This window comes from Pseudomonas sp. SORT22 (assembly GCF_018417635.1).
Classification (GTDB): domain Bacteria; phylum Pseudomonadota; class Gammaproteobacteria; order Pseudomonadales; family Pseudomonadaceae; genus Aquipseudomonas.
On record NZ_CP071007.1, the window covers coordinates 122,845 to 146,620 of the forward strand.

General features: G+C 63.0%; 22 protein-coding genes. 12 read left to right on the plus strand and 10 right to left on the minus strand.

Annotated elements, in window-relative coordinates; translation table 11 throughout:
- Positions 1–35 precede the first annotated feature (35 nt).
- Entirely contained in the window at positions 36–962 is a 927-nt protein-coding gene (hemF, locus tag JYG36_RS00555; RefSeq protein WP_045200751.1) for an oxygen-dependent coproporphyrinogen oxidase, read from the minus strand.
- Positions 963–1,093: 131 nt separating this feature from the next.
- Here hemF and JYG36_RS00560 point away from each other — a divergent pair, with 131 nt between their 5' ends.
- Positions 1,094–2,071, plus strand: coding sequence for an NADPH:quinone reductase (locus JYG36_RS00560; RefSeq protein ID WP_213602825.1), 978 nt, complete (start codon positions 1,094–1,096; stop codon positions 2,069–2,071).
- Between the two features lie 90 nt (positions 2,072–2,161).
- On the opposite strand, the gene tsaC is transcribed toward JYG36_RS00560, so the two are convergent.
- Positions 2,162–2,719, minus strand: coding sequence for an L-threonylcarbamoyladenylate synthase type 1 TsaC (gene tsaC / locus JYG36_RS00565; protein WP_045200754.1), 558 nt, complete (start codon positions 2,717–2,719; stop codon positions 2,162–2,164).
- Positions 2,720–2,756: 37 nt separating this feature from the next.
- The gene (gene dprA, locus JYG36_RS00570) at positions 2,757–3,857 is read right to left on the minus strand and encodes a DNA-processing protein DprA (RefSeq protein ID WP_213602826.1); all 1,101 of its coding nucleotides are present in this window, start codon (positions 3,855–3,857) and stop codon (positions 2,757–2,759) included.
- 241 nt (positions 3,858–4,098) lie between these two features.
- On the opposite strand from dprA, the gene def reads away from it, so the two are divergent.
- The 5 genes from def to JYG36_RS00595 are packed head-to-tail and all read left to right on the plus strand — an operon-like array spanning position 4,099 to position 8,620.
- Positions 4,099–4,605, plus strand: a complete 507-nt coding sequence (gene def / locus JYG36_RS00575) for a peptide deformylase (protein WP_038605133.1) — start codon at positions 4,099–4,101, stop codon at positions 4,603–4,605.
- 57 nt (positions 4,606–4,662) lie between these two features.
- Positions 4,663–5,595: a methionyl-tRNA formyltransferase gene (gene fmt / locus JYG36_RS00580; protein ID WP_195885363.1), complete on the plus strand. Its 933-nt coding sequence runs from the start codon at positions 4,663–4,665 to the stop codon at positions 5,593–5,595.
- Positions 5,592–6,902 (plus strand): 16S rRNA (cytosine(967)-C(5))-methyltransferase RsmB, encoded by a 1,311-nt coding sequence (gene rsmB, locus JYG36_RS00585; RefSeq protein ID WP_213602827.1) that lies wholly within the window; start codon positions 5,592–5,594, stop codon positions 6,900–6,902. Before fmt ends, rsmB begins: the two co-directional genes overlap by 4 nt.
- Before the next feature lie 19 nt (positions 6,903–6,921).
- Positions 6,922–8,295 (plus strand): Trk system potassium transporter TrkA, encoded by a 1,374-nt coding sequence (gene trkA, locus JYG36_RS00590; protein ID WP_010222685.1) that lies wholly within the window; start codon positions 6,922–6,924, stop codon positions 8,293–8,295.
- A 13-nt stretch (positions 8,296–8,308) separates the two neighbouring features.
- Positions 8,309–8,620 carry a tetratricopeptide repeat protein gene (locus JYG36_RS00595; RefSeq protein WP_213602828.1) on the plus strand — a complete coding sequence of 104 codons (312 nt, stop codon included), beginning with the start codon at positions 8,309–8,311 and terminating at the stop codon, positions 8,618–8,620.
- 75 nt (positions 8,621–8,695) lie between these two features.
- Here JYG36_RS00595 and JYG36_RS00600 read toward each other — a convergent pair whose 3' ends face one another.
- Both JYG36_RS00600 and JYG36_RS00605 read right to left on the minus strand, forming a co-directional pair.
- Positions 8,696–9,583: a lysophospholipid acyltransferase gene (locus tag JYG36_RS00600; protein WP_093377718.1), complete on the minus strand. Its 888-nt coding sequence runs from the start codon at positions 9,581–9,583 to the stop codon at positions 8,696–8,698.
- Positions 9,584–9,622: 39 nt separating this feature from the next.
- Complete coding sequence (locus tag JYG36_RS00605; protein WP_045199362.1) at positions 9,623–10,174, minus strand: DNA-3-methyladenine glycosylase I; 552 nt, start codon at positions 10,172–10,174, stop codon at positions 9,623–9,625.
- Positions 10,175–10,256: 82 nt separating this feature from the next.
- Between JYG36_RS00605 and glyQ the strand changes: the two genes are divergently transcribed.
- The 4 genes from glyQ (at position 10,257) to JYG36_RS00625 (ending at position 14,624) form a co-directional block, all read left to right on the plus strand.
- Positions 10,257–11,204, plus strand: coding sequence for a glycine--tRNA ligase subunit alpha (gene glyQ / locus JYG36_RS00610; protein WP_045199646.1), 948 nt, complete (start codon positions 10,257–10,259; stop codon positions 11,202–11,204).
- Positions 11,201–13,255, plus strand: a complete 2,055-nt coding sequence (gene glyS, locus JYG36_RS00615) for a glycine--tRNA ligase subunit beta (protein WP_045199365.1) — start codon at positions 11,201–11,203, stop codon at positions 13,253–13,255. The genes glyQ and glyS overlap by 4 nt, the downstream gene beginning before the upstream one ends.
- A 3-nt stretch (positions 13,256–13,258) precedes the next feature.
- Positions 13,259–13,792 carry a D-glycero-beta-D-manno-heptose 1,7-bisphosphate 7-phosphatase gene (gene gmhB, locus JYG36_RS00620; protein WP_213602830.1) on the plus strand — a complete coding sequence of 178 codons (534 nt, stop codon included), beginning with the start codon at positions 13,259–13,261 and terminating at the stop codon, positions 13,790–13,792.
- Between the two features lie 61 nt (positions 13,793–13,853).
- A complete protein-coding gene (locus tag JYG36_RS00625; protein WP_045199369.1) occupies positions 13,854–14,624 on the plus strand; it encodes a lysophospholipid acyltransferase family protein in 771 nt (256 codons plus the stop codon).
- A 174-nt stretch (positions 14,625–14,798) separates the two neighbouring features.
- Here the strand turns inward: JYG36_RS00625 and JYG36_RS00630 are convergent, their stop codons facing one another.
- Complete coding sequence (locus tag JYG36_RS00630; protein WP_045199370.1) at positions 14,799–16,421, minus strand: MFS transporter; 1,623 nt, start codon at positions 16,419–16,421, stop codon at positions 14,799–14,801.
- Positions 16,422–16,521: 100 nt separating this feature from the next.
- Positions 16,522–18,171 (minus strand): GMC family oxidoreductase, encoded by a 1,650-nt coding sequence (locus JYG36_RS00635; RefSeq protein WP_213602831.1) that lies wholly within the window; start codon positions 18,169–18,171, stop codon positions 16,522–16,524.
- A gap of 137 nt (positions 18,172–18,308) precedes the next feature.
- On the opposite strand from JYG36_RS00635, the gene JYG36_RS00640 reads away from it, so the two are divergent.
- Positions 18,309–19,196: a LysR family transcriptional regulator gene (locus JYG36_RS00640; RefSeq protein WP_045199374.1), complete on the plus strand. Its 888-nt coding sequence runs from the start codon at positions 18,309–18,311 to the stop codon at positions 19,194–19,196.
- A gap of 4 nt (positions 19,197–19,200) precedes the next feature.
- Here JYG36_RS00640 and JYG36_RS00645 read toward each other — a convergent pair whose 3' ends face one another.
- Genes JYG36_RS00645 through JYG36_RS00655 form a run of 3 tightly spaced genes read right to left on the minus strand, consistent with a single transcriptional unit; the run spans position 19,201 to position 22,214 of the window.
- Complete coding sequence (locus JYG36_RS00645) at positions 19,201–20,019, minus strand: sulfite exporter TauE/SafE family protein (RefSeq protein WP_213602832.1); 819 nt, start codon at positions 20,017–20,019, stop codon at positions 19,201–19,203.
- On the minus strand, positions 20,016–21,293 hold the full coding sequence (locus JYG36_RS00650; RefSeq protein ID WP_213602833.1) for an NAD(P)/FAD-dependent oxidoreductase: 1,278 nt from the start codon (positions 21,291–21,293) through the stop codon (positions 20,016–20,018). Before JYG36_RS00650 ends, JYG36_RS00645 begins: the two co-directional genes overlap by 4 nt.
- 36 nt (positions 21,294–21,329) lie before the next feature.
- Complete coding sequence (locus tag JYG36_RS00655; protein ID WP_045199380.1) at positions 21,330–22,214, minus strand: MBL fold metallo-hydrolase; 885 nt, start codon at positions 22,212–22,214, stop codon at positions 21,330–21,332.
- A gap of 239 nt (positions 22,215–22,453) precedes the next feature.
- Here JYG36_RS00655 and JYG36_RS00660 point away from each other — a divergent pair, with 239 nt between their 5' ends.
- On the plus strand, positions 22,454–23,767 hold the full coding sequence (locus JYG36_RS00660) for a sigma-54 interaction domain-containing protein (RefSeq protein ID WP_093377751.1): 1,314 nt from the start codon (positions 22,454–22,456) through the stop codon (positions 23,765–23,767).
- Positions 23,768–23,776 lie beyond the last annotated feature (9 nt).

Consider the following 23,776-nt stretch of genomic DNA (forward strand, 5'->3'; position numbering starts at 1 on the left):
AGGTCGGGCAGGGCCGGAAAGTTATCCACAACGGCTCAGTGGCTGGCCTTGGCCTCACCAAGCCAGTCACGGTCCTGCAGGAAATACTCGGTCAGGCGCGCTTCTTCGCTGCCTGGCGCGGCCTTCCAATCGTACCCCCAACGCACCTGCGGTGGCAGCGACATGAGGATCGATTCGGTTCGCCCGCCCGATTGCAGGCCGAACAGCGTGCCACGATCGTAAACCAGGTTGAACTCGACATAACGGCCGCGTCGGTATTCCTGGAACTCACGCTGCTCGGCGCTATAGGGCTGGTCTTTACGGCGCTGGATGATCGGCAGGTAGGCCTCGACATAGGCATCGCCGATGGCGCGGATGAAAGCGAAGCAGGTGTCGAAGTCCCACTCGTTGAGGTCATCGAAAAACAGACCGCCGATGCCGCGTGGCTCGCCACGGTGCTTGAGGTGGAAATAGCGGTCGCACCAGGCCTTGTAGCGCGGATAAACATCGGCACCGAACGGCGCACAGGCGCGCTCGGCGACCTGGTGCCAGTGCACGCAGTCTTCTTCGTTGCCGTAGTAGGGGGTCAGGTCGAAGCCGCCGCCAAACCACCAGACCGCTTCTTCGCCTTCTTTCTCGGCGATGAAAAACCGCACGTTAGCGTGGGAAGTCGGCACATGCGGGTTGTGCGGGTGGATCACCAGCGACACCCCCAGGGCTTCGAAACCGCGCCCGGCCAGTTCTGGTCGATGAGCACTGGCCGACGGCGGCAACCCGCTGCCGAATACGTGGGAGAAGTTCACACCGCCTTTTTCGATGACCTTGCCGTCGCCGATCACCCGGGTCCGCCCGCCACCGCCGGCCTCGCGCGTCCAGGCATCCTCGACAAAACGGGCGCCGCCGTCTTCGTTTTCGAGGGCGGTGCAGATACGGTCTTGCAGGTCGAGCAGGTAGGCTTTCACGGCCTCGGTGCGGCTAGTCATCAGGTCACCTGGAAGCGGGCTAAGGCAAATTCGGCGCGTAGCATACCACCGGCGGCGGGCTGGCCGCAGTTGACGGCGATCAAGCAAAGGCGTCCGATAGGGGTTTTCCCGCTAGCTTCAGGAGAGTGCAGATGGCCAAGCGTATCCAGTTCAGCCAGCATGGCGGCCCCGAAGTCCTGACCCTGGTCGACTTCGAGCCGGCAGCGCCCGGCCCGCAGCAGGTTCGCGTGCGAAACCAGGCGATCGGCCTGAACTTCATCGACACCTACTTTCGCAGCGGCCTCTATGCTCCGCCGTCGCTGCCCTCCGGGCTGGGTACCGAAGGCGCCGGGGTGGTCGAGTCGGTAGGCGAGCAGGTCAGCCGGCTCAAGGTTGGCGATCGCGTCGCCTACGCCGGCGGCCCGCTCGGAGCCTACAGCGAAGTGCACGTGCTGCCCGAAGCCAATCTGGTCAAACTCCCCGACAGCATCAGCTTTGAGCAGGCGGCGGCGGTGATGCTCAAGGGCCTGACCGTGCAGTACCTGCTCAAGCAGACCTACGCAGTGCAGCCGGGCGAGACCATTTTGTTCCACGCCGCCGCCGGTGGCGTCGGTTCCCTGGCCTGCCAATGGGCCAAAGCCCTGGGCGCCAGGTTGATCGGTACTGTCAGTTCTGCCGAGAAAGCCGAGCGGGCCAAGGCCCTGGGCGCATGGGCAACTATCGACTACAGCCGGGAAGACGTCGCCCAGCGAGTGCTGGAACTGACCGACGGCAAGAAATGCCCGGTGGTGTACGACGGCGTTGGCCAGGACACCTGGCTGACCTCACTGGACTGCCTGGCGCCGCGCGGGCTGATGGTCAGCTTCGGCAATGCCTCAGGGGCGGTGAGCGGGGTCAATCTGGGAATACTGGCGCAGAAGGGCTCGCTGTATGTCACCCGGCCAACCCTGGCCAGCTACGCCAACAACGCCGAGAACACCCAGGCCATGGCCGACGACCTGTTTGCGATGATCGCCAGCGGCAAGCTGGCTGTGGATATCCACCAGCGTTATCCACTGAGCGAGGCAGCCAAGGCGCAGAGCGAGCTGTCGGCGCGCAGGACAGTGGGGTCGACGGTGTTGCTGCCTTGAAACAGTAGTCAATTGATCGCGGGACAAGCCCGCTCCTACACAGTCGCTAGGAGCGGCGGTGCGGCGACCCGACTTGTCCCGCGATTGGCCTCAACCAGCCCGCACAACCTCACCGCTCGCCAAATCGCGAATCACACTCGGGTTACGCCGCCCGCCCAAAGCGCCACCGAGCACCAGGTCCAACTGTCCACGGAAGTACTGCTCGACGCGCAAGCGGGTCTTGGCTGCCGGGCGACCTTGCGGGTTGGCTGAAGTGGAAATCAGCGGGCCGACCAATGCACAAAGGTCACGTACCACCGGGTGATCGCTAACGCGCAACGCCACGGTGTCGTGCACCCCGGTTATCCACTCGGGCAGCAGGTTCTGATGTGGCACCAGCCAGGTGTTCGGCCCCGGCCAGGTGGCAGACATGCGGTCGAGCCAGGTTTCAGGGAAATCCTCGAAAAGGAAGTCGAACTGGCGGATATTGTCGGCGATCAGGATCAGACCCTTATCGACCGAACGCGACTTGATCGCCAGCAGGCGATCCACCGCCTCTTCGTTCCATGGGTCACAGCCCAGGCCCCAGACCGCCTCGGTCGGATAGGCAATCACCGCACCGGCCCGAATTTCACGCGCGGCTTGTTGCACACGCCAACTGCTCACCATTGTTTTCACTCCGCATAAAGGCAGATGAGCAGTGTACTTAGCCGGGCCGGGCAAACCAACGTCCGGCTTCACTACAGACCCTTCCAGCCAGTTCCAGCTCGGTCAGCGCCGCCAGCACCCGGGGCAACGGCCAGCCGCTGCTGCTGGCCAGGCCCTCGGTAGTTTGCGGTGCGGCCAGCAACAGATCGACCAGTTCATGGCCGGCAATGGCGTCCACCTGCAACGGCGGCAAGCGTTGCCAACCCTGCAGGGTTTCGACGATCTGATCGACAGTCTCCACCAGCAAGGCGCCGTCGCGAATCAACTGGTGACACCCCTTGGAGCCCGGGTGATGAATCGAACCCGGAATGGCATATACCTCGCGGCCTTGCTCGGCCGCCAAACGCGCGGTGATCAGCGAGCCACTGGCAAGGCTCGCCTCGACCACCAATACACCCAGCGACAGGCCACTGATGATCCGGTTACGCCGGGGAAAGTTGCCCGCAACGGGCCCGGCATCCAGCGGAAACTCGGAGACCACCGCGCTACCTTGCTCGATCATCGCCGCCGCCAGCGCTCTGTGCCGCTGTGGATAAAGTATTTGCAGCCCTGTGCCGAGCACGCCGATGGTCTGCCCGCCAGCGTCCAGGGCAGCCTGGTGTGCGGCGCCATCGACGCCCAGGGCCAGGCCGCTGGTAATGACAAAACCACCCCGAGCGAGGCTGCGCGAGAAGGCCGCAGCCGTATCGAGCGCCGGCCTCGATGCCCTGCGGCTGCCGACGATCGCCAGCTGGGGTTTTTCCAGAATCGCCGGGTTGCCGGCGATGAACAGCAGCGGTGGGGCGTCGCCCAGTTCCGCCAGCAAACCTGGATAGCCAGGGTCGTCCCACATCAGTAAATGCTGGTCGCGGGCCTCTAGCCAGCGCATTGCCGCAGCGACGCCTTCGCGTACTTCAAGGCTGCGCCGGGCATCGCTGCTGTCTGCGGGTACGCCCAGCGTACGCCAGGCCGTGGCCGGCGCACTGAGCGCTGCCGAGGCATTGCCAAAGGCCTGGATCAATGTGTGAAAACGCCGCGGCCCTAGGGACGGCAGCAAGTGAAGGCGCAATCGCGCTTCGAGTTCGGCGGGAGAACACGCCGGCGATAAGGGTTGCGACATGACGATCATCCTTGATCGGGAAGCTTGGGCCAGCCGTGAACAAGCTGTGGATAACTCTGTTGATAATACTTTGACAACCGGTTGACGGATTTCCCTCGGCGGCATTCTTTCAGGCTTGGCGCCATGGGTGGAAAAGCACCCTGAAACCTTAGCTGACCTTTGCCAGGTGCCGAATGCGCCGAATCCCTTTATTATGTGTACTCATGTTTGTAATTCATCGCACAGTGCAGCTCATACGCTTATGGCCATTCTGAACATCCTCGAATTCCCGGACCCGCGCCTTCGCACCATCGCCAAACCGGTGACCGAAGTCGACGACGGCGTTCGCCAGTTGATCGATGACATGTTTGAAACCATGTACGAAGCCCCTGGCATCGGCCTTGCCGCTACCCAGATCAACGTGCACAAGCGCATCGTGGTCATGGACCTGAGCGAAGATCGCAGCGAGCCACGGGTGTTCATCAACCCCGAGCTCGAGATGCTGACCGACGAAATGGACCAGTATCAGGAAGGCTGCCTGTCGGTGCCCGGCTTCTACGAGAACGTCGACCGCCCGGTGCGGGTCAAGGTCAAGGCGCTGGACCGCGACGGCAAGCCGTACGAGCTGATCGCCGAAGGCCTGCTGGCGGTGTGCATCCAGCACGAATGCGATCACCTCAACGGCAAGCTGTTCGTTGATTACCTGTCGACGCTCAAACGCGACCGGATCAAGAAGAAGCTGGAAAAACAGCATCGCCAGCAAGCTTGATCTGCTCTTCCCAAAGGCTTGCTCCGGCAAGCCTTTTTCTTTTTAAGCGAGAACTCCATGCGCATTGTCTTCGCAGGCACCCCAGAGTTTGCCGCCGAACACCTCAAGGCCCTGATCGCCAGCCCCTATGAAGTGGTAGCGGTCTACACCCAACCGGACCGTCCGGCCGGTCGTGGGCAAAAACTGATGCCCAGCGCGGTCAAGCAATTGGCTGTGGATAACGCCATTGCGGTGCTGCAACCAGCGACCCTGCGCAATGCCGAGGCCCAAGCGGAGCTGGCGGCGCTCAAGCCGGACCTGATGGTAGTGGTCGCCTATGGCCTGATCCTGCCCCAGGCGGTCCTGGATATTCCGCGCCTGGGCTGCATCAACAGCCACGCCTCGCTGCTGCCGCGCTGGCGTGGCGCAGCGCCGATCCAGCGCGCGGTCGAAGCTGGTGACAGCGAAAGCGGCGTCACCGTGATGCGCATGGAAGCAGGCCTGGACACCGGGCCAATGCTGCTCAAGGTCAGCACCCCGATCAGCGCCAACGACACGGGTGGCAGCTTGCACGACCGCCTGGCCGAAATGGGCCCGCCGGCCGTGCTCGAGGCCGTTGCCGGTCTCGCCGCGGGCACCTTGCAGGGTGAAGTCCAGGACGACAGCCTGGCCACTTATGCACACAAGCTGAACAAGGACGAAGCGCGCCTGGACTGGAGCCGCCCGGCCGTTGAGCTGGAGCGCCTGATTCGCGCCTTCAACCCGTGGCCGATCTGCCACAGCACCCTCAACGGTGAAGCGCTGAAGGTGCTCGGCGCGAACTTATCCACAGGCTCCGGCAACCCGGGTGAAATCCTCTCTGCCAGCAAGGACGGCCTGATCGTCGCCTGCGGCGAGCAGGCGCTGTGCCTGACCCGCCTGCAATTGCCGGGTGGCAAGGCGCTGAACTTCAGCGACCTGTTCAACAGCCGCCGCGAGAAATTCACCACCGGCACGGTGCTTGGCCAATGAATCCACGTCTGGCAGCCGCCCGCGCCCTGGCGGCAGTACTCAGTGGCAAGGCGTCGCTGAACAGCTCGCTGCCAAGCCAGCTGGACAAGGTCGAAGTGCGTGACCGTGGCCTGACCCAGGACATGGCCTTCGGCACTGCGCGCTGGCAGCCACGGCTGTCGGCCCTGGCCGAACGCCTGCTGCAAAAACCGTTCAAGGCCGCCGATGCCGACGTCGAGGCGCTGCTGCTGGTCGGCCTGTACCAGTTGCTCTACACGCGCATCCCCGCCCACGCCGCCATCGGCGAGACCGTCGGCTGCGCCGACAAGCTGAAAAAGCCCTGGGCCAAGGGTTTGCTCAACGCCGTGCTGCGCCGTGCGCAACGCGAAAGCGGCGATATCTTCGCCGAGCTTGAGCGCGACCCGGTCGTGCGCACCGCGCACCCGCGCTGGCTGCAAAAGTCGCTCAAGGCGTTCTGGCCCGAGCAGTGGGAGGCCATCTGCGCCGCCAACAATGCCCACCCGCCGATGATCCTGCGGGTCAACCGACGCCATCACAGCCGTGATGCCTACCTCGAACTGCTGGGTGAAGCCGGCCTTGAAGCGGCGCCGTGCCAGTTCAGCGGCGACGGCATCTTGCTCGCTGAAGCCTGCGATGTACGTGGCCTGCCCGGTTTCGACCAGGGCTGGATCAGCGTCCAGGACGAAGCCGCACAACTGGCCGCCGACTTGCTCGACCTGGCCCCCGGCCAGCGCGTGCTCGACGCCTGCTGCGCCCCGGGCGGCAAGACCTGCCATCTGCTCGAAGCCCAGACCGGGCTCGACGCCGTGGTCGCCATCGACCTGGAAGCCAAGCGCCTGACCCGCGTGCGCGAGAACCTCGATCGTCTCGGCCTCGACGCCCAGTTGATCGCCTGCGACGCCCGCGACACCGCCAGCTGGTGGGACGGCAAGGGCTTCCAGCGCATCCTGCTCGACGCGCCGTGCTCGGCCACCGGCGTAATCCGCCGCCATCCGGACATCAAGCTGACCCGCCAGGCCGATGACATTGCCGCCCTGGCCAGCCTGCAAGGCGAGCTGCTGGACGCCCTGTGGCCAACCCTTGAGGTCGGCGGCATCCTGCTCTACGCCACCTGCTCGACGCTGCCGACGGAAAACACCGAAGTGATCGAGGCCTTCCTCGCCCGCACTCCCGGCGCCCGTGAGCTGGACCTGGCGACCCAGGCCGGTATCCGCCAGCCCCATGGCCGCCAGTTGCTGGCCCAGGCAGGCGGACACGACGGCTTCTACTATGCCAAGCTGATCAAAATCGCCGCCGCGCGCGGATAACAAGAGAAAGGAACAGCGGATGAAGATCATCATCCTCGGCGCAGGGCAGGTCGGCGGCACGCTGGCTGAACACCTGGCCAGCGAAGCCAACGATATCACCGTGGTCGACACCGATGGCGACCGCCTGCGCGACCTCGGCGACCGCCTCGACATCCGTACCGTGCAGGGCCGCGCCTCCTTCCCGACCGTGCTGCGCCAGGCCGGCGCCGACGATGCCGACATGCTGGTGGCGGTCACCAACAGCGACGAGACCAACATGGTCGCCTGCCAGGTTGCCCATACCCTGTTCCACACCCCGACCAAGATCGCCCGGGTGCGCGAATCGGCCTACCTGACCCGCGCCGGGCTGTTCGACAACGACGCCATTCCGGTCGACGTGCTGATCAGCCCCGAGCAGGTGGTCACCCACTACATCAAGCGCCTGATCGAACACCCCGGCGCCCTGCAGGTGATCGACTTCGCCGAGGGCAAGGCCCAGCTGGTAGCCGTCAAGGCCTACTACGGCGGGCCGCTGGTGGGCCAGCAATTGCGCCAGATCCGCGCGCACATGCCCAATGTCGACACCCGCGTAGCGGCAATCTTCCGCCGCGACCGGCCGATCCTGCCGCAGGGCGACACGGTCATCGAAGCCGACGACGAAGTGTTCTTCATTGCCGCCAAGGCGCACATCCGCGCGGTGATGGGTGAGTTGCGGCGCATCGACGAAACCAACAAGCGCGTGGTCATCGCTGGCGGCGGGCAAATCGGCGAGCGCCTGGCCGAGGCGATCGAAAGCCGCTACCAGGTGAAAATCATCGAGATGAACCCGGCCCGTTGCCGGCACCTGTCCGACACCCTGGAAAGCACCGTGGTGTTGCAGGGCAGTGCCTCGGACCGCGACCTGATGCTTGAAGAGAACATCGCCGAAGCCGACATCTTCCTGGCCCTGACCAACGACGACGAAGCCAACATCATGTCCTCGCTGCTGGCCAAGCGCCTGGGCGCGCGCAAGGTGATGACCATCATCAACAACCCGGCCTACGTCGACCTGGTCCAAGGCGGCGAAATCGACATCGCCATCAGCCCGCAGCTGGCCACCATCGGCACCTTGCTGGCCCACGTGCGCCGCGGCGATATCGTCAGCGTGCACTCACTGCGCCGCGGTGCGGCCGAGGCCATCGAGGCGATCGCCCATGGCGACTCGAAGTCGAGCAAGGTAATCGGCAAGGCCATCGAAGACATCGCCCTGCCACCAGGCACCACCATCGGCGCAATCATCCGCGACGAAGAAGTGCTGATCGCCCATGACGACACGGTGATCGAAGCGGGCGACCACGTGATCCTCTTCGTTGTGGATAAAAAGTACATCCGTGACGTCGAGAAGCTCTTCCATGTAGGGTTGAGCTTCTTCTAAAGAGGGAGCTGGAATGCGCGAATCACTGGAAAAGATGCTGGCCAAGGGTGTGGATAACGCCCTGTTGCGCTTTGGCCTGGGCAAGGCCTGGCTCGATGAAGGCAACGGCGCCGAGGCGGCCGTGCATTTACAGCGCTGCGTCGAGCAGGACCCGAAGTATTCGGCGGCGTGGAAGCTGCTGGGCAAGGCGCATCAGCTCGAGGGTGACCTGGCAGCTGCGCGCAAGGCCTGGGAGCAGGGGCTGGAAGCGGCTCGCGCGCACGGCGACAAGCAGGCAGAGAAAGAGATGACGGTGTTTCTGAAGAAGCTCGATAAGGCTGGTTGAGCCATCGCGGGGCAAGCCCGCTCCTACAGGGATTGTGGATAACTGTGGGAGCGGGCTTGCCCCGCGATAGGGCTTTCAATACCAGCGCGGCTCGCCCGGCGGGCGCTTCTTGAAGCGCTTCATGCTCCACATGTACTGGCTCGGATACGCCCGCACATAGCGCTCGACCACCTGGCTCATGGCCGCCGCCGAGGTCTCGGTGTCTTCGCTGTACATCGCCTCGGGCGCGGCTTCCAGGATGACCTTGAAGCCCGAACCATCCGGCAGGCGCAAGGCATGCAGGAACACCCCTACCGCCTTGCCGCCAGCGAGCATGTTCGGCACGAACTTGCTGGTCAGCGCCTTGGTGGCGAAGAACGGCACGAAGATACCCGCCGACTCGGCCGGCTCCGGGTCGGCCGGAATGCCCACCTGACCGCCTTTGCGCACTTCCTTGATGATGCTCAGGATGCCTTCCTTGGTCGACGCCGCGACGCGGTTGCCCAATTGCACGCGCTGTTCGCGCAGCAGGTCATCGACCGCCTTGAGCTTGGGCGGGCGGTAGAAAATGATCGGTTTGCACTGGCTGCAATAGAAGTGGTTGAGCACTTCCCAATTGCCCAGGTGGCTGGTGATGCCAACCACGCCCTTACCCGATGCCAGGGCCGCCTCAAGCACTTCCAGGCCTTCGACCTCGCGCACCAGGTCGAGCGAACGCTGGGCCGGCCAGATCCAGGCGCAGGCGCTTTCGGTAAAGGACTTGCCGATGTCCATCAGGGTCCGGCCCACCAGTTGCTCACGGGCAACCGGGTCCATTTCCGGGAAGCATTTGGCCAGGTTGATGCGCACCACGTTGCGCGAACTGTTCGGCACCTTCCACATGATCCAGCCGATGGCCGCGCCGACCCGCTGTACCGCGCCCCAGGGGAGCTTGGCAAACAACCGCAACGCCCCGACCATCAAGGCGCCCTTGAATTTATCCACAGGCTGGTTCCTCTTTCTGCAAGCCGGCCATTGTAACCCTCAGCGCAGCAGAGCGGCGTAGCGATCACAATCGGTGGTGTGGTCCATGACCATGCCGGTGGCCTGCATGAAGGCATAGCAAATGGTCGGTCCGACAAAGGTGAAGCCAGCTTTCTGCAGCGCCTTGCTCATTGCCTTGGCCTCGTCGGTGACCGCCGGCACCTCGCTGCGCTGGACGAAATGATTGATCTTCGGCGCGCCGCCGACGAACGACCAGAGCCATTGCCCGGGGTTTTCCAGCGCCAGCCAGGCCCGCGCATTGCGCCGCGCGGCGTTGAGCTTGAGGCGGTTACGGATGATGCCCGGATCAAGCATGCGCTCTTCAATTTCGTCGTCGCTCATCTGCGCCAGACGCTCTGGGTCGAAGCCGAACAGCACCTGGCGGTAGCGTTCGCGCTTTTTCAGCACGGTAATCCACGACAACCCGGCCTGGAAGCCTTCGAGCAGGAGCATCTCGAACAGCTGGCGCGGATCGCGCTGCGGCGTGCCCCATTCCTGGTCGTGGTACGCCTGGTAAAGCGGATCGTCGGTACACCAAAAGCAACGTGGCATAAGGCTCCAAGGGTAGAGGCCTGCGCGAATCGGGTTATACTCCCGCTCTTTATATTCGCAGCCCTAGAAACAGGTGAATTTCGTGAGCCAGCCTACGCCAGCCGTGCGTACCTTCCAAGACTTGATCCTCGCCCTGCAGAACTACTGGGCCGAGCAAGGTTGTGTGGTGCTTCAGCCCTACGATATGGAAGTAGGCGCCGGCACTTTCCATACTGCCACGTTCCTGCGCGCCATCGGCCCGGAAACCTGGAACGCCGCCTATGTGCAGCCTAGCCGTCGTCCGGCGGATGGCCGTTATGGCGAAAACCCGAACCGCCTGCAGCACTACTATCAGTTCCAGGTGGTCCTCAAGCCGAACCCGGCGAATTTCCAGGAACTGTACCTGGGCTCGCTGAAAGCCATCGGCCTCGACCCGCTGGTGCACGACATCCGTTTCGTCGAAGACAACTGGGAATCGCCGACCCTCGGCGCCTGGGGTCTGGGTTGGGAAATCTGGCTCAACGGCATGGAAGTCACGCAGTTCACCTACTTCCAGCAAGTGGGCGGCATCGAATGCTTCCCGGTCACTGGTGAAATCACCTACGGCCTGGAGCGCCTGGCCATGTACCTGCAGGGCGTAGATTCGGTCTACGACCTGATCTGGACCGACGGCCCGTTCGGCACGGTGACCTACGGCGACGTGTTCCACCAGAACGAAGTGGAGCAGTCGACCTACAACTTCGAGCACGCCAACGTCGAGAAGCTGTTCGAACTGTTCGACTTCTACGAAAGCGAAGCCAACCGCCTGATCGAGCTGGAACTGCCGCTGCCGACCTATGAAATGGTCCTCAAGGCCTCGCACACCTTCAACCTGCTCGATGCCCGTCGCGCCATCTCGGTGACCGAGCGTCAGCGTTACATCCTGCGCGTACGGACCCTGGCCCGGGCCGTGGCCCAGAGCTACCTGCAAGCCCGCGCCAAGCTGGGCTTCCCGATGGCGTCCCCTGAATTGCGTGATGAAGTGTTGGCTAAGCTGGAGGCTGCACAATGAGTGCTCAAGATTTCCTGGTTGAACTGGGCACCGAAGAACTGCCACCCAAGGCCCTGAGCAGCCTCGGTGACGCCTTCCTCGCCGGTATCGAGAAAGGCCTGCAGGCCGCTGGCCTGAACTACACCGACAAGCAGGTGTTCGCCGCGCCGCGCCGCCTGGCCGTACTCATCCGCAACCTCGACACCCAGCAGCCGGACCGCAGCGTCAACCTCGACGGCCCGCCGCGTCAGGCCGCCTTCGACGCTGACGGCAACCCGACCCAGGCCGCCCTGGGTTTTGCCAAGAAGTGCGGTGTAGAGCTGTCGGATATCGACCAGAGCGGCGCCAAGCTGCGCTTCTCCCAGCACATTCCGGGCAAGGCCACCGCCAGCCTGCTGCCAACCATCGTCGAAGACTCGCTCAACGACCTGCCGATCCCCAAGCGCATGCGCTGGGGTGCGCGCAAGGAAGAGTTCGTGCGTCCAACCCAGTGGCTGGTGATGCTGCTCGGTGACGAGGTGGTCGACTGCACCTTGCTGGCGCAGAAAGCCGGTCGCGAATCCCGTGGCCACCGCTTCCACCACCCGGAAAACGTGCGCATCAGCGCCCCGGCCAATTACCAGGAAGACCTGCGCAAGGCCTACGTGCTGGCCGATTTTGCCGAGCGCCGCGAGCTGATCAGCAAGCGTACCGCCGAACTCGCCCTGCAGCAGGAAGGCAGCGCCATCGTGCCGCCAGCCCTGCTCGATGAAGTGACCGCCCTGGTTGAATGGCCTGTGCCGCTGGTGTGCTCGTTCGAAGAGCGCTTCCTGGAAGTGCCGCAAGAAGCGCTGATCACCACCATGCAGGACAACCAGAAGTACTTCTGCCTGCTGGATGCCGACGGCAAGCTGCTGCCGCGCTTCATCACCGTGGCCAACGTCGAGAGCCGCGATCCGAAGCAGATCGTCGAAGGCAACGAGAAGGTCGTGCGCCCGCGCCTGACCGACGCCGAGTTCTTCTTCAAGCAAGACAAGAAGCAGCCGCTGGAAAGCTTCAACGAGCGCCTGCAGAACGTGGTGTTCCAGGCCCAGTTGGGCAGCGTCTTCGACAAGGCCGAGCGGGTTGCCAAACTGGCCGCCTTCATCGCCCAGCGCATCGGCGGCGACGCCCAGCGCGCGGCGCGTGCAGGTTTGCTGTCGAAGTGCGACCTGGCCACCGAGATGGTCGGTGAATTCCCTGAAATGCAGGGTGTTGCCGGTTACTACTACGCCCTCAACGACGGCGAGCCGCAAGACGTCGCCCTGGCCCTGAACGAGCAATACATGCCGCGCGGTGCCGGTGCCGAACTGCCGTCGACCCTGACCGGCGCGGCCGTGGCGATTGCCGACAAGCTCGACACCCTGGTCGGTATCTTCGGTATCGGCATGCTCCCGACCGGTAGCAAAGACCCGTATGCCCTGCGTCGTGCAGCGCTGGGCGTACTGCGCATCCTGATCGAGAAGCAGCTGGACCTGGACCTGAACGAAGCAGTGAACTTCGCCGTCAGCCAGTTCGGTGCCAAGGTCAAGGCCGCAGGCCTGGCCGAGCAGGTGCTGGAATTCGTCTTCGATCGTCTGCGTGCCCGTTACGAAGACGAAGGCATTGACGTTGCCACCTACCTGTCGGTGCGTGCCCTCAAGCCAGGCTCGGCCCTGGACTTCGACCAGCGCGTGCAGGCCGTACAGGCCTTCCGCCAGCTGCCGGAAGCCGCTGCCCTGGCCGCGGTGAACAAGCGCGTGTCGAACCTGCTGAGCAAGGCCGAAGGCGCTGTCGCCACCACGGTCGAGCCGAAGTACTTCGACAACGCCAACGAGTTCTCCCTGTACTCGGCGATCCAGCAAGCCGACCAGGCCGTTCAGCCAATGGCTGCGGCGCGCCAGTACAGCGAATCGCTGGCACGCCTGGCCGCTCTGCGTGAACCGGTCGACGCCTTCTTCGAGGCGGTGATGGTCAATGCCGACGACGCCAATGTCCGCGCCAACCGTTATGCCCTGCTCAGCCGCCTGCGCGGTCTGTTCCTGGGCGTGGCCGACATTTCGCTGCTGGGGTAAGTCTTGAAGCTGCTGATTCTCGATCGGGACGGGGTGATCAACCAGGACTCCGACGCCTACATCAAGTCGCTGGACGAGTGGATTCCGATCCCGGGTTCGATCGAAGCGATTGCGCAGTTGAGCAAAGCCGGCTGGACGGTGGCGGTTGCCACCAACCAGTCCGGCATTGCCCGTGGCTACTACGACCTGCCGACCCTCGAGGCCATGCACGCGCAATTGCGCACGCTGGTGGCCGAGCAGGGCGGCGAGGTCGGGCTGATCGTCTATTGCCCGCACGGGCCCGATGAGGGCTGCGCCTGCCGCAAACCCAAGCCGGGCATGCTCACCACCATTGCCGCGCACTACGGCGTGAATCTGGCCGGCGTGTGGTTTGTCGGTGATAGTAAGGGTGACCTGGAAGCCGCTTTGGCCGTCGATGCTCAACCAGTTCTGGTAAAAACCGGAAAAGGCGAGAAGACCCTGAGCAAGGGAATTCCAGAAAACACGCTGATTTTCGATGATCTGGCAGCCATCGCCAGAGAACTTATCCACAAATAGCGCGTCTGCATAACAGGCGCACTTTTACTAGGCGGGCAAGCCCGCAACGGTACATGCCGCTATGTCGATCTTGCAGGCGATCAGAATTTTTCTTTTTTACCTGCTGCTGGGTACCAGCTCCTTGCTGTGGTGCACCCTGAGCTTTTTTATCGCGCCGTTTTTGCCTTTCAGCGCCCGCTACCGCTTCATCAACGTCTACTGGTGCCGCTTTGCGCTGGTGTTGGTACGGGTGTTTCTCAACATCAAGGTCAAGGTCACCGGGGCTGAAAACATCCCCAAGCAACCCTGTGTGATCCTCTCTAACCACCAGAGCACCTGGGAAACCTTTTTCCTTTCCGCCTATTTCTCGCCCTTGAGCCAAGTGCTCAAGCGTGAACTGCTGTACGTGCCGTTCTTCGGCTGGGCCATGGCCATGCTGCGGCCGATCGCCATTGACCGCGATAACCCCAAGGCAGCCTTGAAGCAAGTCGCCAGCAAGGGCGATAAATTGCTCAAGGAGAACGTCTGGGTGCTGATCTTCCCCGAAGGCACCCGTGTGCCGTTCGGCCAGATTGGCAAGTTCTCGCGCAGCGGGGCCGCGTTGGCGGTCAACGCTGGCCTACCGGTACTGCCGATCGCCCACAACGCCGGCAAGTTCTGGCCCAAGCAGGGCTGGGGCAAACGTGCCGGCACCATCGAGGTGGTAATTGGCGCCCCGATGTTTGCCGAAGGCAGCGGCCCACGGGCGATTGCCGAGTTAAACGATCGTGCTGCAGCCTGGAATGAACAGACCCAGCGCGAGCTCGGCTCACTGCCTGCAGCGGCGCCGAACGCGGCGCAGGGCGTGGCCTGACCGATCTGTGGATAACTTGTGTACAGTATTTGGATTTCTTAACGAAAAATGCGCTAAGTGATTAATTTAGCTACTTATTTCTCTGTATGACTGTTTTCTGAAAATCGTGCATAAGTTTTTTCGCGGCATAAAAAAACCGGCGCTTACGCCGGTTTTTTTTATGCCTGTAAATCCTCACACCTTGTCGATATCCACATCACGGGTTTCTTTCAGGCAGAACAGCCCCACCACCAGGCTGATACCGGTGATCAGTACCGGGTACCAGAGCCCGTAGAAGATGTCGCCGGTGTACACCACCAGGGCAAAGGACACGGTGGGCAGGAAGCCGCCGAACCAGCCGTTGCCAATGTGGTAGGGCAGCGACATCGAGGTGTAGCGGATACGCGTTGGGAACAGCTCGACCATCACCGCCGCCAGCGGGCCGTAGGTCATGGTCGCGATCAGGATCATGGCGACGATCAGCACCACCACCATCGGCTGGTTGACGCTGGCTGGATCGGCCTTGGCCGGGTAGCCGGCTTTTTCGATCGCTGCACGCAGGGCTGCTTCGTCAAACCCATTGATCTTCTGCTCGCCAATGCTCACCACCACTTCGGCACCAGCAGCCGCTTCAGCCGAGCTGTAGGGCAGGCCCTGTTTGACCAGGAAGGTTTTGACCTTGTCGCAGGGGCTGTCAAAACGCGCCTTGCCCACCGGATCGAACTGGAAGGTGCAGCCTTGCGGATCGGCCATCACCACAATCGGGGCCTGGCGGCTGGCGGCGTCGATCTGCGGGTTGGCGTAATGGCTCAGAGCCTTGAACAGTGGGAAGTACAGTACCGTGGCCAGCAGCAAGCCGAGCATCAGGATTGGCTTGCGCCCGACCCGGTCCGACAACCAACCGAAGAACACGAAGAACGGCGCGCCGATCACCACGCTGATAATCAGCAAAGTGTTGGCCTGGGCCGGGTCCATCTTGAGCATCTGGGTAAGAAAGAACAGCACATAGAACTGCGCGGTGTAGAAGGTCACCGCTTGCCCGGCGTTGATGCTGAACAGGGCAGTGAGTACCACTTTGAGGTTGGGCCAGGAGCCGAACGATTCACGGATCGGCGCTTTACTGGCCTTGCCCTGGGCCTTCATCTTCACGAAGGCTGGCGACTCGTGCATGCTCATGCGGATCCAGGTGGAAATCCCCAACAGCACGATCGACAGCAGGAACGGCAGGCGCCAGCCCCAGACTTCGAACTGGTCGCCACTGATGTAACGGCTGCCGAGCACCACCAACAACGACAGCAGCAGGCCGAGGGTCGCGGTGGACTGGATAAAACCGGTGTGGAAGCCGCGTTTGCCAGGTGGTGCGTGTTCGGCAACGTAAGTCGCCGCGCCGCCGTACTCACCACCCAGCGCCAGGCCCTGCAGCATGCGCAACACCACCAGAATGATCGGTGCAGCAATGCCGATGCTGGCGTAGGTCGGCAACAGGCCGACGGCAAAGGTCGACAAGCCCATCAGCACGATGGTCACCAGGAAGGTGTACTTGCGCCCGATCATGTCGCCCAGGCGGCCGAACACCAGCGCGCCGAAGGGCCGCACGAGAAAGCCGGCGGCAAAGGCCATCAAGGCAAAGATAAAGGCAGTGGTGTCGTTCACCCCGGCAAAGAACTGCTTGCTGATGACCGCGGCCAATGCCCCATAAAGAAAAAAGTCATACCACTCGAAAACTGTCCCGAGGGATGACGCGAAAATGATCTTGCGTTCTTCCCGGCGGCTGGTGCTCGCCGTTGCAGCGCCCTGCTCTTGAATGTAATCCGACATCGTTGCTGTCCTCGGCCTGCAGGCCCCAGTGATTATTCTTGTTGTTCCACTGTCGACGCCGGCAGACTGCGTCCGGTGTCGTTGTTGCTACGCACCCTGGTCAGGGCGTCGGTACTGCGTTTTTTTTATCGATGCGGCTTGTGGATAAGCTTTCCCGGCGAATCAATTGCGCCGCCTTTTCGGCAATCATCAGGGTAGGGGAGCAGGTATTGCCGGAGACGATTTGCGGCATGATCGAGGCGTCGGCAACCCGCAACCCCGGCACGCCGTGCACGCGCAACTGGTCGTCGACCACATCCAGCGGCCCGTTGCCCATACGGCAGGTGCCTACCGGGTGGAAAATGGTAGTGCCGATCTGCCCGGCGGCTTCATGCAACTGCTGTTCGCTTTGCAGGTCGGGGCCTGGCAGATACTCACGCGGGCTGAACGCCGCCAGGGCAGGGGCCTGGACGATCTTGCGGGTCAGGCGAATGGCTTGGGCGGCGACGCGCAGGTCTTCAGGGTCGCTCAGGTAGTTGGGGTCGATCAGTGGCGCGTCGTCCGGGTTGGCCGAGCGGATATCGATACGCCCGCGGCTGGCCGGGCGCAGGTTGCACACCGAGGCGGTAAACGCCGGGAAGCGGTGCAGCGGCTCGCCAAAGCGCTCCAGCGACAAGGGCTGCACGTGGTACTGCAGGTTGGCCGAAGCCTGCTCCGGACCGGAGCGCACGAACGCCCCCAACTGGCTCGGCGCCATCGCCAGCGGGCCGCTGCGATCGTAAAGGTAACGCAGGCCCATGCCGAGCTTGCCCCAGGGACTGTTGGCAACCTGGTTGAGGGTGCGCGCCTGGGTAACCTGGTAGATCAGGCGCAGTTGCAGATGGTCCTGCAGGTTGCCGCCAACCCCGGGCAATTCGTGGCTAACAGTTATCCCCAGGCTCTCGAGCAAGCCACGCGGGCCGATGCCCGAGCGCTGGAGAATACCGGGTGAACCCACGGAGCCGGCACACAGGATAATCTCCCGGCGTGCGCTGAAGTTCTGCCAATTGCCTTGCCAGCGAGCACGTACCTGCGAAGCGCGGCCTTCTACCAGCACCACCTGGTCAACCAGCACATCGGTCAGTACCGTCAGATTGGGGCGCTTACGGATCGGGCGCAAAAACGCCTTGGCCGAGTTCCAGCGAATGCCGGAACGCTGGTTGACCTGAAAGTATCCACAGCCCTGGTTATCCCCAGTGTTGAAGTCAGCAACGTTAGGGATGCCACTCTGCGCCGCGGCTTCGCGGAAGGCATCGAGGATCGGCCAGGAGTAGCGCTGCTGCTCGACCCGCCACTCGCCTTCGTTGCCATGGGCTTCGCTGGCGCCACCGAAGTGGTTTTCGCTGGCCTTGAACAGTGGCAGCACATCCTTCCACGCCCAACCGGCATTGCCCTGCTCGGCCCAGCGATCGTAATCGCCCGCCTGGCCACGCATGTAGATCATGCCGTTGATCGAAGAACAGCCACCGAGCACCTTGCCCCGTGGATAACCCAGGGCACGGCCATTGAGGCCGGGTTGCGCTTCGGTCTTGAAGCACCAGTCGGTGCGTGGGTTGCCGATGCAGTAGAGGTAACCCACCGGAATGTGAATCCAGGGGTAGTTGTCGCGCCCACCCGCTTCGAGCAACAGCACCCGGCAGCCTGGGTCGGCGGATAAGCGATTGGCTAGCAGGCACCCGGCAGGACCGGCACCAACCACCACATAGTCGTAGACAGGATCGGCTGATGGCATGGGCAACCTCGCGCCTGATTATTATTCTTGTCCCAGCCCATGTTATTGATTAATTTCGGGATGAAAACGTTAGATTTCACTCAAGTGCTGTGCGTTTTAACACAACGTCCGTGAACACCTGATTCACAAGGAAAAGCATGTTCGACTGGAATGATCTGCGGTTTTTTCTCGAGTTGCAGCGCAGCGGCCGGCTGCTGACTGCGGCCAAACGTCTGAACACCACCCACAGCACCGTGGCCCGGCATATCGACAATATCGAACAGAGCCTGGGTACCGCCTTGTTCGTCCAGCACGCCCAGGGCTACGAACTGACGCCCTCCGGCCAGGCCCTGCTCAAGCACGCCGAAGCCATGGAAAACGTCGCCCTGCTGGCCCAGGAAGAAATCACCCAGGCCATCACCCCGCTGGGCAAGATTCGCCTGGGAGTCACCGAAGGCATCGGCATCATGTTCTTCACCCCGCGCATGGGCAGCCTGTTCGAACGCTACCCAGGCCTTGAGGTGGAGCTGGTGGCGGTACCGCGGTTTGTCAGCATCCTCAACCGCGAAGCGGAGATCAGCATTCACCTGGAGCGGCCCAACGCCGACCTGTTGATAACCCGCAAACTTACCGATTACCGCTTGGCGCTGTACGCCAGCCCCGAGTACCTGGCCCAGGCACCAGCGCTCAATCACCGCGAAGACCTGGCCAAGCACAGCTGGATCGGCTACGTCGACGACCTGCTGTTCAGCCAGGAGCTGCTGTTTTTGAACAGCTTCTGCCGGGCACCCAACGTGGTGTTTCGCAGCACCAGCGTGATCGCCCAGCAACAAGCGGCCCGCGCCGGCCTGGGCATTGCCGTGTTGCCCAACTACATGGCCCGCCACGATCCGGCGCTGGTGCGGGTGCTGCCCAGCGAGACCATCCAGCGTAGCTACTGGATCTGTACCCGCCGTGAGCTGCACAAGTCGGTGCGCCTGCGCGTGGTCTGGGATTTTCTCCTGGCCCTGTGCGCGCAGGAGCAGGACGCCTTGCTGGCGGAGTAGGGCCTCAGCCGCCCAGGGTTTTCGCCGCCAACAGCACTGCCGCAAAGATACCCACGGTCGCAAACATCTGCTGCAGTCGTGGCCCGGCCAGTTTGCTGGCGACCTGACGCGCCAGCAGCAGCCCGAGCACCGCACCGCCGGCAAACGGCGCGCCCACAGACCAATGCATGACGCCGCCAACCGTGGCGCTGACCACGCTGCCGGTCGACACCAGGGCGATCACCGCCAGCGAAGTGGCAACGATGCTCTTCATGTCCAGGTTGGTGTAACGGCTCAGCGCCGGAATGATCACAAAGCCGCCGCCAACCCCGAGCAACCCCGACAGCAATCCGGACATCGCGCCGGTAAACGCCAGGGCGCGTGCGCAGGGCAGGGTCCAGCGCAGCCGCCCCTGCAAGGGGTTGAGCACACAGGGCATGACCATGCGTTGGCCCAGTGGTGGCTGGCCACGGAGTTCGCGGTGCGCCTTGAGCAGCATGCGTGCACAGGCATAGACCAGCACCACGGCGAAAGTCAGAGCCAACGGCCCGTTCGGCAAGCGATGGGCAAGCATCAAGCCGAAGGGCGCAATCGCAATGCCGATCACCGCCACAAACAACGCCGCACGATAACGCACCAGACCTTGGCGCAGGCCCAACAGGGCACCCACCGCCGCCGCCATGCCGACGGCGAGCAAGCCGACTGGCGCCGCCTCGACCATCGACAAGCCCAGACCGAATACCAGCAAGGGTACGGCCAGAATGCCGCCACCGGCGCCAGTCAGCGCCAGCACCGCACCAATGATCGCGCCCAGCCCAGCCGCAAGAAATTGATGCTCGATCACCGCAGGCCCTCGGCGGCAACCCGCGGCTTGGCCAGCCACTCACGGCCCTTGAGCATGCACCGCCAGTACAGCGGTGGCAGGATCTGCGCCTTCAGAAGCCAAGCCAGGCGCGTTGGCCGGCGACCATCGAGCAGCCAACGCGGGAAGCTCGGCGCCAGCTTGCCGCCATAGGTAAATTCGGCCAGCACGATCTTGCCGCGTTCGACAGTCAACGGGCAGGAGCCATAACCATCGTAGTGGGCGAGGTTGGGCAGGCGCCCCAGCGCCACCAGCACATTGTTGGCCACCACCGGCGCTTGCTTGCGCGCAGCCGCTGCAGTCTTGGCATTGCTGGTGTTGATGCCATCGCCCAAGGCGTGGATGTTGCCATAGCGTTTATGACGCAGGGTAGCCGGGTCGACATCGATCCAGCCGGCCTGGTCAGCCAGTGGGCTGTTGCGAATAAAATCAGGGGCAACCTGCGGCGGCACCACATGCAGCATGTCGAAAGGCTGCACCCGGGTTTCGCTGCTGCCATCGGGCAAGGAGCGCACAAAGGTAGCGCGCTTGCCCGGGCCATCGACCGCCACCAGGCGATGCGCGTACTGCAGGTCTACCGCGTACTTGTCGATGTACTCCATCAAGGCCGGCACATAGTCAGGCACCCCGAACAGCACGCCACCGGCATTGAAAAACTGCGCCTGGATGTTGCCCAGCCGACCGTTGCGCAGCCAGTGGTCACACGACAGGTACAGGGCCTTTTGCGGTGCGCCGGCACATTTGATCGGCATCGGCGGCTGGGTGAACAACGCCCGGCCTTCACGCAGGTTCTGCACCAGTTGCCAGGTGTAGGGCGCCAGGTCATAGCGGTAGTTGGAAGTCACGCCGTTACGCCCAAGGGTTTCGCTCAAGCCCTCGATGGCATCCCAGTCGAGCTTCAGCCCAGGGCAGACCACCAGCTGTTCGTAACTGAGCAGTCGCCCGTCATTCAGCGTCACCGTTTGCGCCTGTGGATCAAAGCTCTCGACCCGCGCCTTGATCCACTGCACGCCGCCGGGAATGGTCGAGGCCATGGTGCGCGCCGTCGAAGGCGCCTGGAAGATACCGGCGCCGACCATGGTCCAGCCCGGTTGGTAATAGTGCACATCGGCCGGGTCGATGATCGCGACATCCAGCGAAGGGTCGCGGCAGATCAAGCTGGAGGCGGCAGCGACACCGGCAGCACCGGCACCGACGATCAGCACTTTATGGTGGTCGCCTTTCGGCACCTCGGCAGGGGAGGGTTGAGCAAGCATGGCAGGGTCCTTCTAATAAAAATTCTGGGGTGAAACTCAGAGCACGTTGAGCGGGATCTTCAGGTAGCGCACTCCGTTGTCTTCAGGTTCAGGTAGTTGGCCGCTGCGCATGTTGATCTGCACCGAAGGCAGGATCAGTACCGGCATCTCCAGGGTGGCGTCGCGGGCTTCGCGCATGCTGACGAAGCTGTCTTCGCTGATGCCTTCACGGATGTGGATGTTGCTGGCGCGCTGTTCGGCCACCGTGGTCATGTAGCGCAGTTCGCGGCCACCCGGCAGGTAGTCGTGGCACATGAACAGGCGCGTCTCGGCGGGCAGGGCAAGGATGCGCTGGATCGAGCGATACAAAGTGCGCGCACTGGCGCCAGGGAAGTCGCAACGGGCGGTGCCGTAATCGGGCATGAACAGCGTGTCGCCGACAAAGGCGATGCTTTGTCCGTCGACCTCCACCACGTAGGTCATGCACGCCGGCGTGTGGCCGGGCGTGTGCAGGGCACGTGCCTTGAGGTTGCCGATGGTGAAGGGCTGCTCGTCGTCGAACAGCACATCGAACTGGCTGCCATCGCGGGCGAAGCCGCCATCGGCATTGAACAGCGCACCGAAGACTTTCTGCACCTGGGTGATCTGGCTGCCAATGGCAATCTGGCCGCCCAGCGCCTGCTTGAGGTAAGCCGCCGCCGACAGGTGATCGGCGTGCACGTGGGTTTCGAGAATCCACTGGACCTTGCCGCCCAGTTCAGTCACCCGCTCGATCAGCTTGTCTGCCGAAGCACTGCTGGTGCGTCCGGACTTCGGATCGTAATCCAGCACACTGTCGATCAAGGCACAGTCGCCACTGCTCCGGTCCATCAGCAAATAGCTGATGGTCGAGGTGACACTGTCGAACAGTGCCTCCACATACAAGTTGCCGCCGATGATCATTTACCACGCTCCGAATTCATCACAGGTGCCAACTATCAAGCCTTGCTGGCAATGGACAGGCTGTCATCAAGATATGTGCCATCGAACCGGTAGGCTGTTTCCCAATGTTCGCGGGCTGCGTAGGGAAAAACACTGCCAGACTGTCAGCATAGTTGGCAGTGACATGGCAGCAGTTGGCAGTTTTTGGCAGTCCCTGGCAGCTTCAGTTAAGCTTCGCCCGAGTTTGCCCAGGTGTCGCCATGTCCTTCTCGTCCACTGTTGTTCCTCATCCTGCCGTGCAGGCCCTGGTGTCCTACCTCGAACACGACGCCCAGCCGACCATCGTGCTGGACACCGACTACAACATTCTTGCCGCCAACGGCGCCTACCGACGCCAGTTCGGCATCGACGGCCAACCGCCCATCGGCGCCAAGTGCCACCGGGTGTCCCATCACTACGCCGTGCCTTGCGACCAGGCCGGCGAACACTGCCCGATGCGCAAGGCCTGGGACAGCCGTGTCCCCGAGCGTGTTCTGCATGTGCACCACACCCCGCGCGGGCCGGAACATGTGGATGTCGAGTTGCGCCCGATCCTCGATGAGCAAGGTGAGGTGGTGGCGTTCGTCGAGCGCCTGACCAGCATCACCGTCGCCTCGGCGCAGCCCCAGCAACAAGGCTTGGTCGGCCGCTCAGCGGCGTTCCAGGACGCACTGGCCAGCCTGCAGCGCGCGGCACCTGCGCAAATTCCGGTGTTGCTCCAGGGTGAATCCGGGACCGGCAAAGAGTTGTTTGCGCGCGCTCTGCACCTGGGCAGCCCTCGGGCCAGCGGCCCACTGGTGGTGGTCGACTGCACCGGCCTGACTGAGTCGTTATTCGAGAGCGAGCTATTCGGTTACGAGAAGGGCGCCTTTACCGGCGCCCATCAGCGCAAGATCGGCCTGGCGGAAGCGGCCCATGGCGGCACCTTGTTCCTCGATGAAATCGGCGAAGTACCGTTGGCGATGCAGGTCAAACTGCTGCGCCTGATCGAGTCTGGCAGCTTTCGCCCGGTCGGCAGCCTGCGTACGGTTCACTCCGACTTCAGGCTGGTCTCGGCGACCCACAAACCGCTCAAGGAAATGGCTGCAGCGGGCACCTTCCGTGAAGACCTGTATTACCGCATCAGCGGTTTTCCGATCCGCTTGCCGGCATTGCGCGAACGGGTCGACGATCTGCCGTTGTTGATCGAGAGCCTGTTGCAACGGATGGCAGGGGCGGCGGCACCGAAGGTCAACCCAGATGCGATGAATCGACTGAGCTTGTACGCCTATCCTGGCAACATTCGCGAGCTGCGTAATATCCTCGAACGAGCGCGGCTGTTCGCCGACGACGGACTGATCCGTGCCGAGCACCTGCCTGCTGAGCTCGGTTCGAGACTTGAGCCGACGCCAAGCATCAGCCGCCGCAGCAAAGACAGCCTCGGGCAACTGGCCCAGGCCCTGGACAGCTTCAATGGATCACGCAGCGAGCTGGCGCGTCACCTGGGCATGAGTGAACGCACTTTGTACCGGCGCCTGCGCGAACTGGGTCTTTGAGACTGACGC

Coding starts and splice junctions, on each gene's coding strand:
- hemF (WP_045200751.1), bottom strand. CDS start 962: ATGACTAGCCGCACCGAGGCCGTGAAAGCCTACCTGCTCGACCTGCAA.
- JYG36_RS00560 (WP_213602825.1), top strand. CDS start 1,094: ATGGCCAAGCGTATCCAGTTCAGCCAGCATGGCGGCCCCGAAGTCCTG.
- tsaC (WP_045200754.1), bottom strand. CDS start 2,719: ATGGTGAGCAGTTGGCGTGTGCAACAAGCCGCGCGTGAAATTCGGGCC.
- dprA (WP_213602826.1), bottom strand. CDS start 3,857: ATGTCGCAACCCTTATCGCCGGCGTGTTCTCCCGCCGAACTCGAAGCG.
- def (WP_038605133.1), top strand. CDS start 4,099: ATGGCCATTCTGAACATCCTCGAATTCCCGGACCCGCGCCTTCGCACC.
- fmt (WP_195885363.1), top strand. CDS start 4,663: ATGCGCATTGTCTTCGCAGGCACCCCAGAGTTTGCCGCCGAACACCTC.
- rsmB (WP_213602827.1), top strand. CDS start 5,592: ATGAATCCACGTCTGGCAGCCGCCCGCGCCCTGGCGGCAGTACTCAGT.
- trkA (WP_010222685.1), top strand. CDS start 6,922: ATGAAGATCATCATCCTCGGCGCAGGGCAGGTCGGCGGCACGCTGGCT.
- JYG36_RS00595 (WP_213602828.1), top strand. CDS start 8,309: ATGCGCGAATCACTGGAAAAGATGCTGGCCAAGGGTGTGGATAACGCC.
- JYG36_RS00605 (WP_045199362.1), bottom strand. CDS start 10,174: ATGCCACGTTGCTTTTGGTGTACCGACGATCCGCTTTACCAGGCGTAC.
- glyS (WP_045199365.1), top strand. CDS start 11,201: ATGAGTGCTCAAGATTTCCTGGTTGAACTGGGCACCGAAGAACTGCCA.
- JYG36_RS00625 (WP_045199369.1), top strand. CDS start 13,854: ATGTCGATCTTGCAGGCGATCAGAATTTTTCTTTTTTACCTGCTGCTG.
- JYG36_RS00630 (WP_045199370.1), bottom strand. CDS start 16,421: ATGTCGGATTACATTCAAGAGCAGGGCGCTGCAACGGCGAGCACCAGC.
- JYG36_RS00635 (WP_213602831.1), bottom strand. CDS start 18,171: ATGCCATCAGCCGATCCTGTCTACGACTATGTGGTGGTTGGTGCCGGT.
- JYG36_RS00640 (WP_045199374.1), top strand. CDS start 18,309: ATGTTCGACTGGAATGATCTGCGGTTTTTTCTCGAGTTGCAGCGCAGC.
- JYG36_RS00650 (WP_213602833.1), bottom strand. CDS start 21,293: ATGCTTGCTCAACCCTCCCCTGCCGAGGTGCCGAAAGGCGACCACCAT.
- JYG36_RS00655 (WP_045199380.1), bottom strand. CDS start 22,214: ATGATCATCGGCGGCAACTTGTATGTGGAGGCACTGTTCGACAGTGTC.
- JYG36_RS00660 (WP_093377751.1), top strand. CDS start 22,454: ATGTCCTTCTCGTCCACTGTTGTTCCTCATCCTGCCGTGCAGGCCCTG.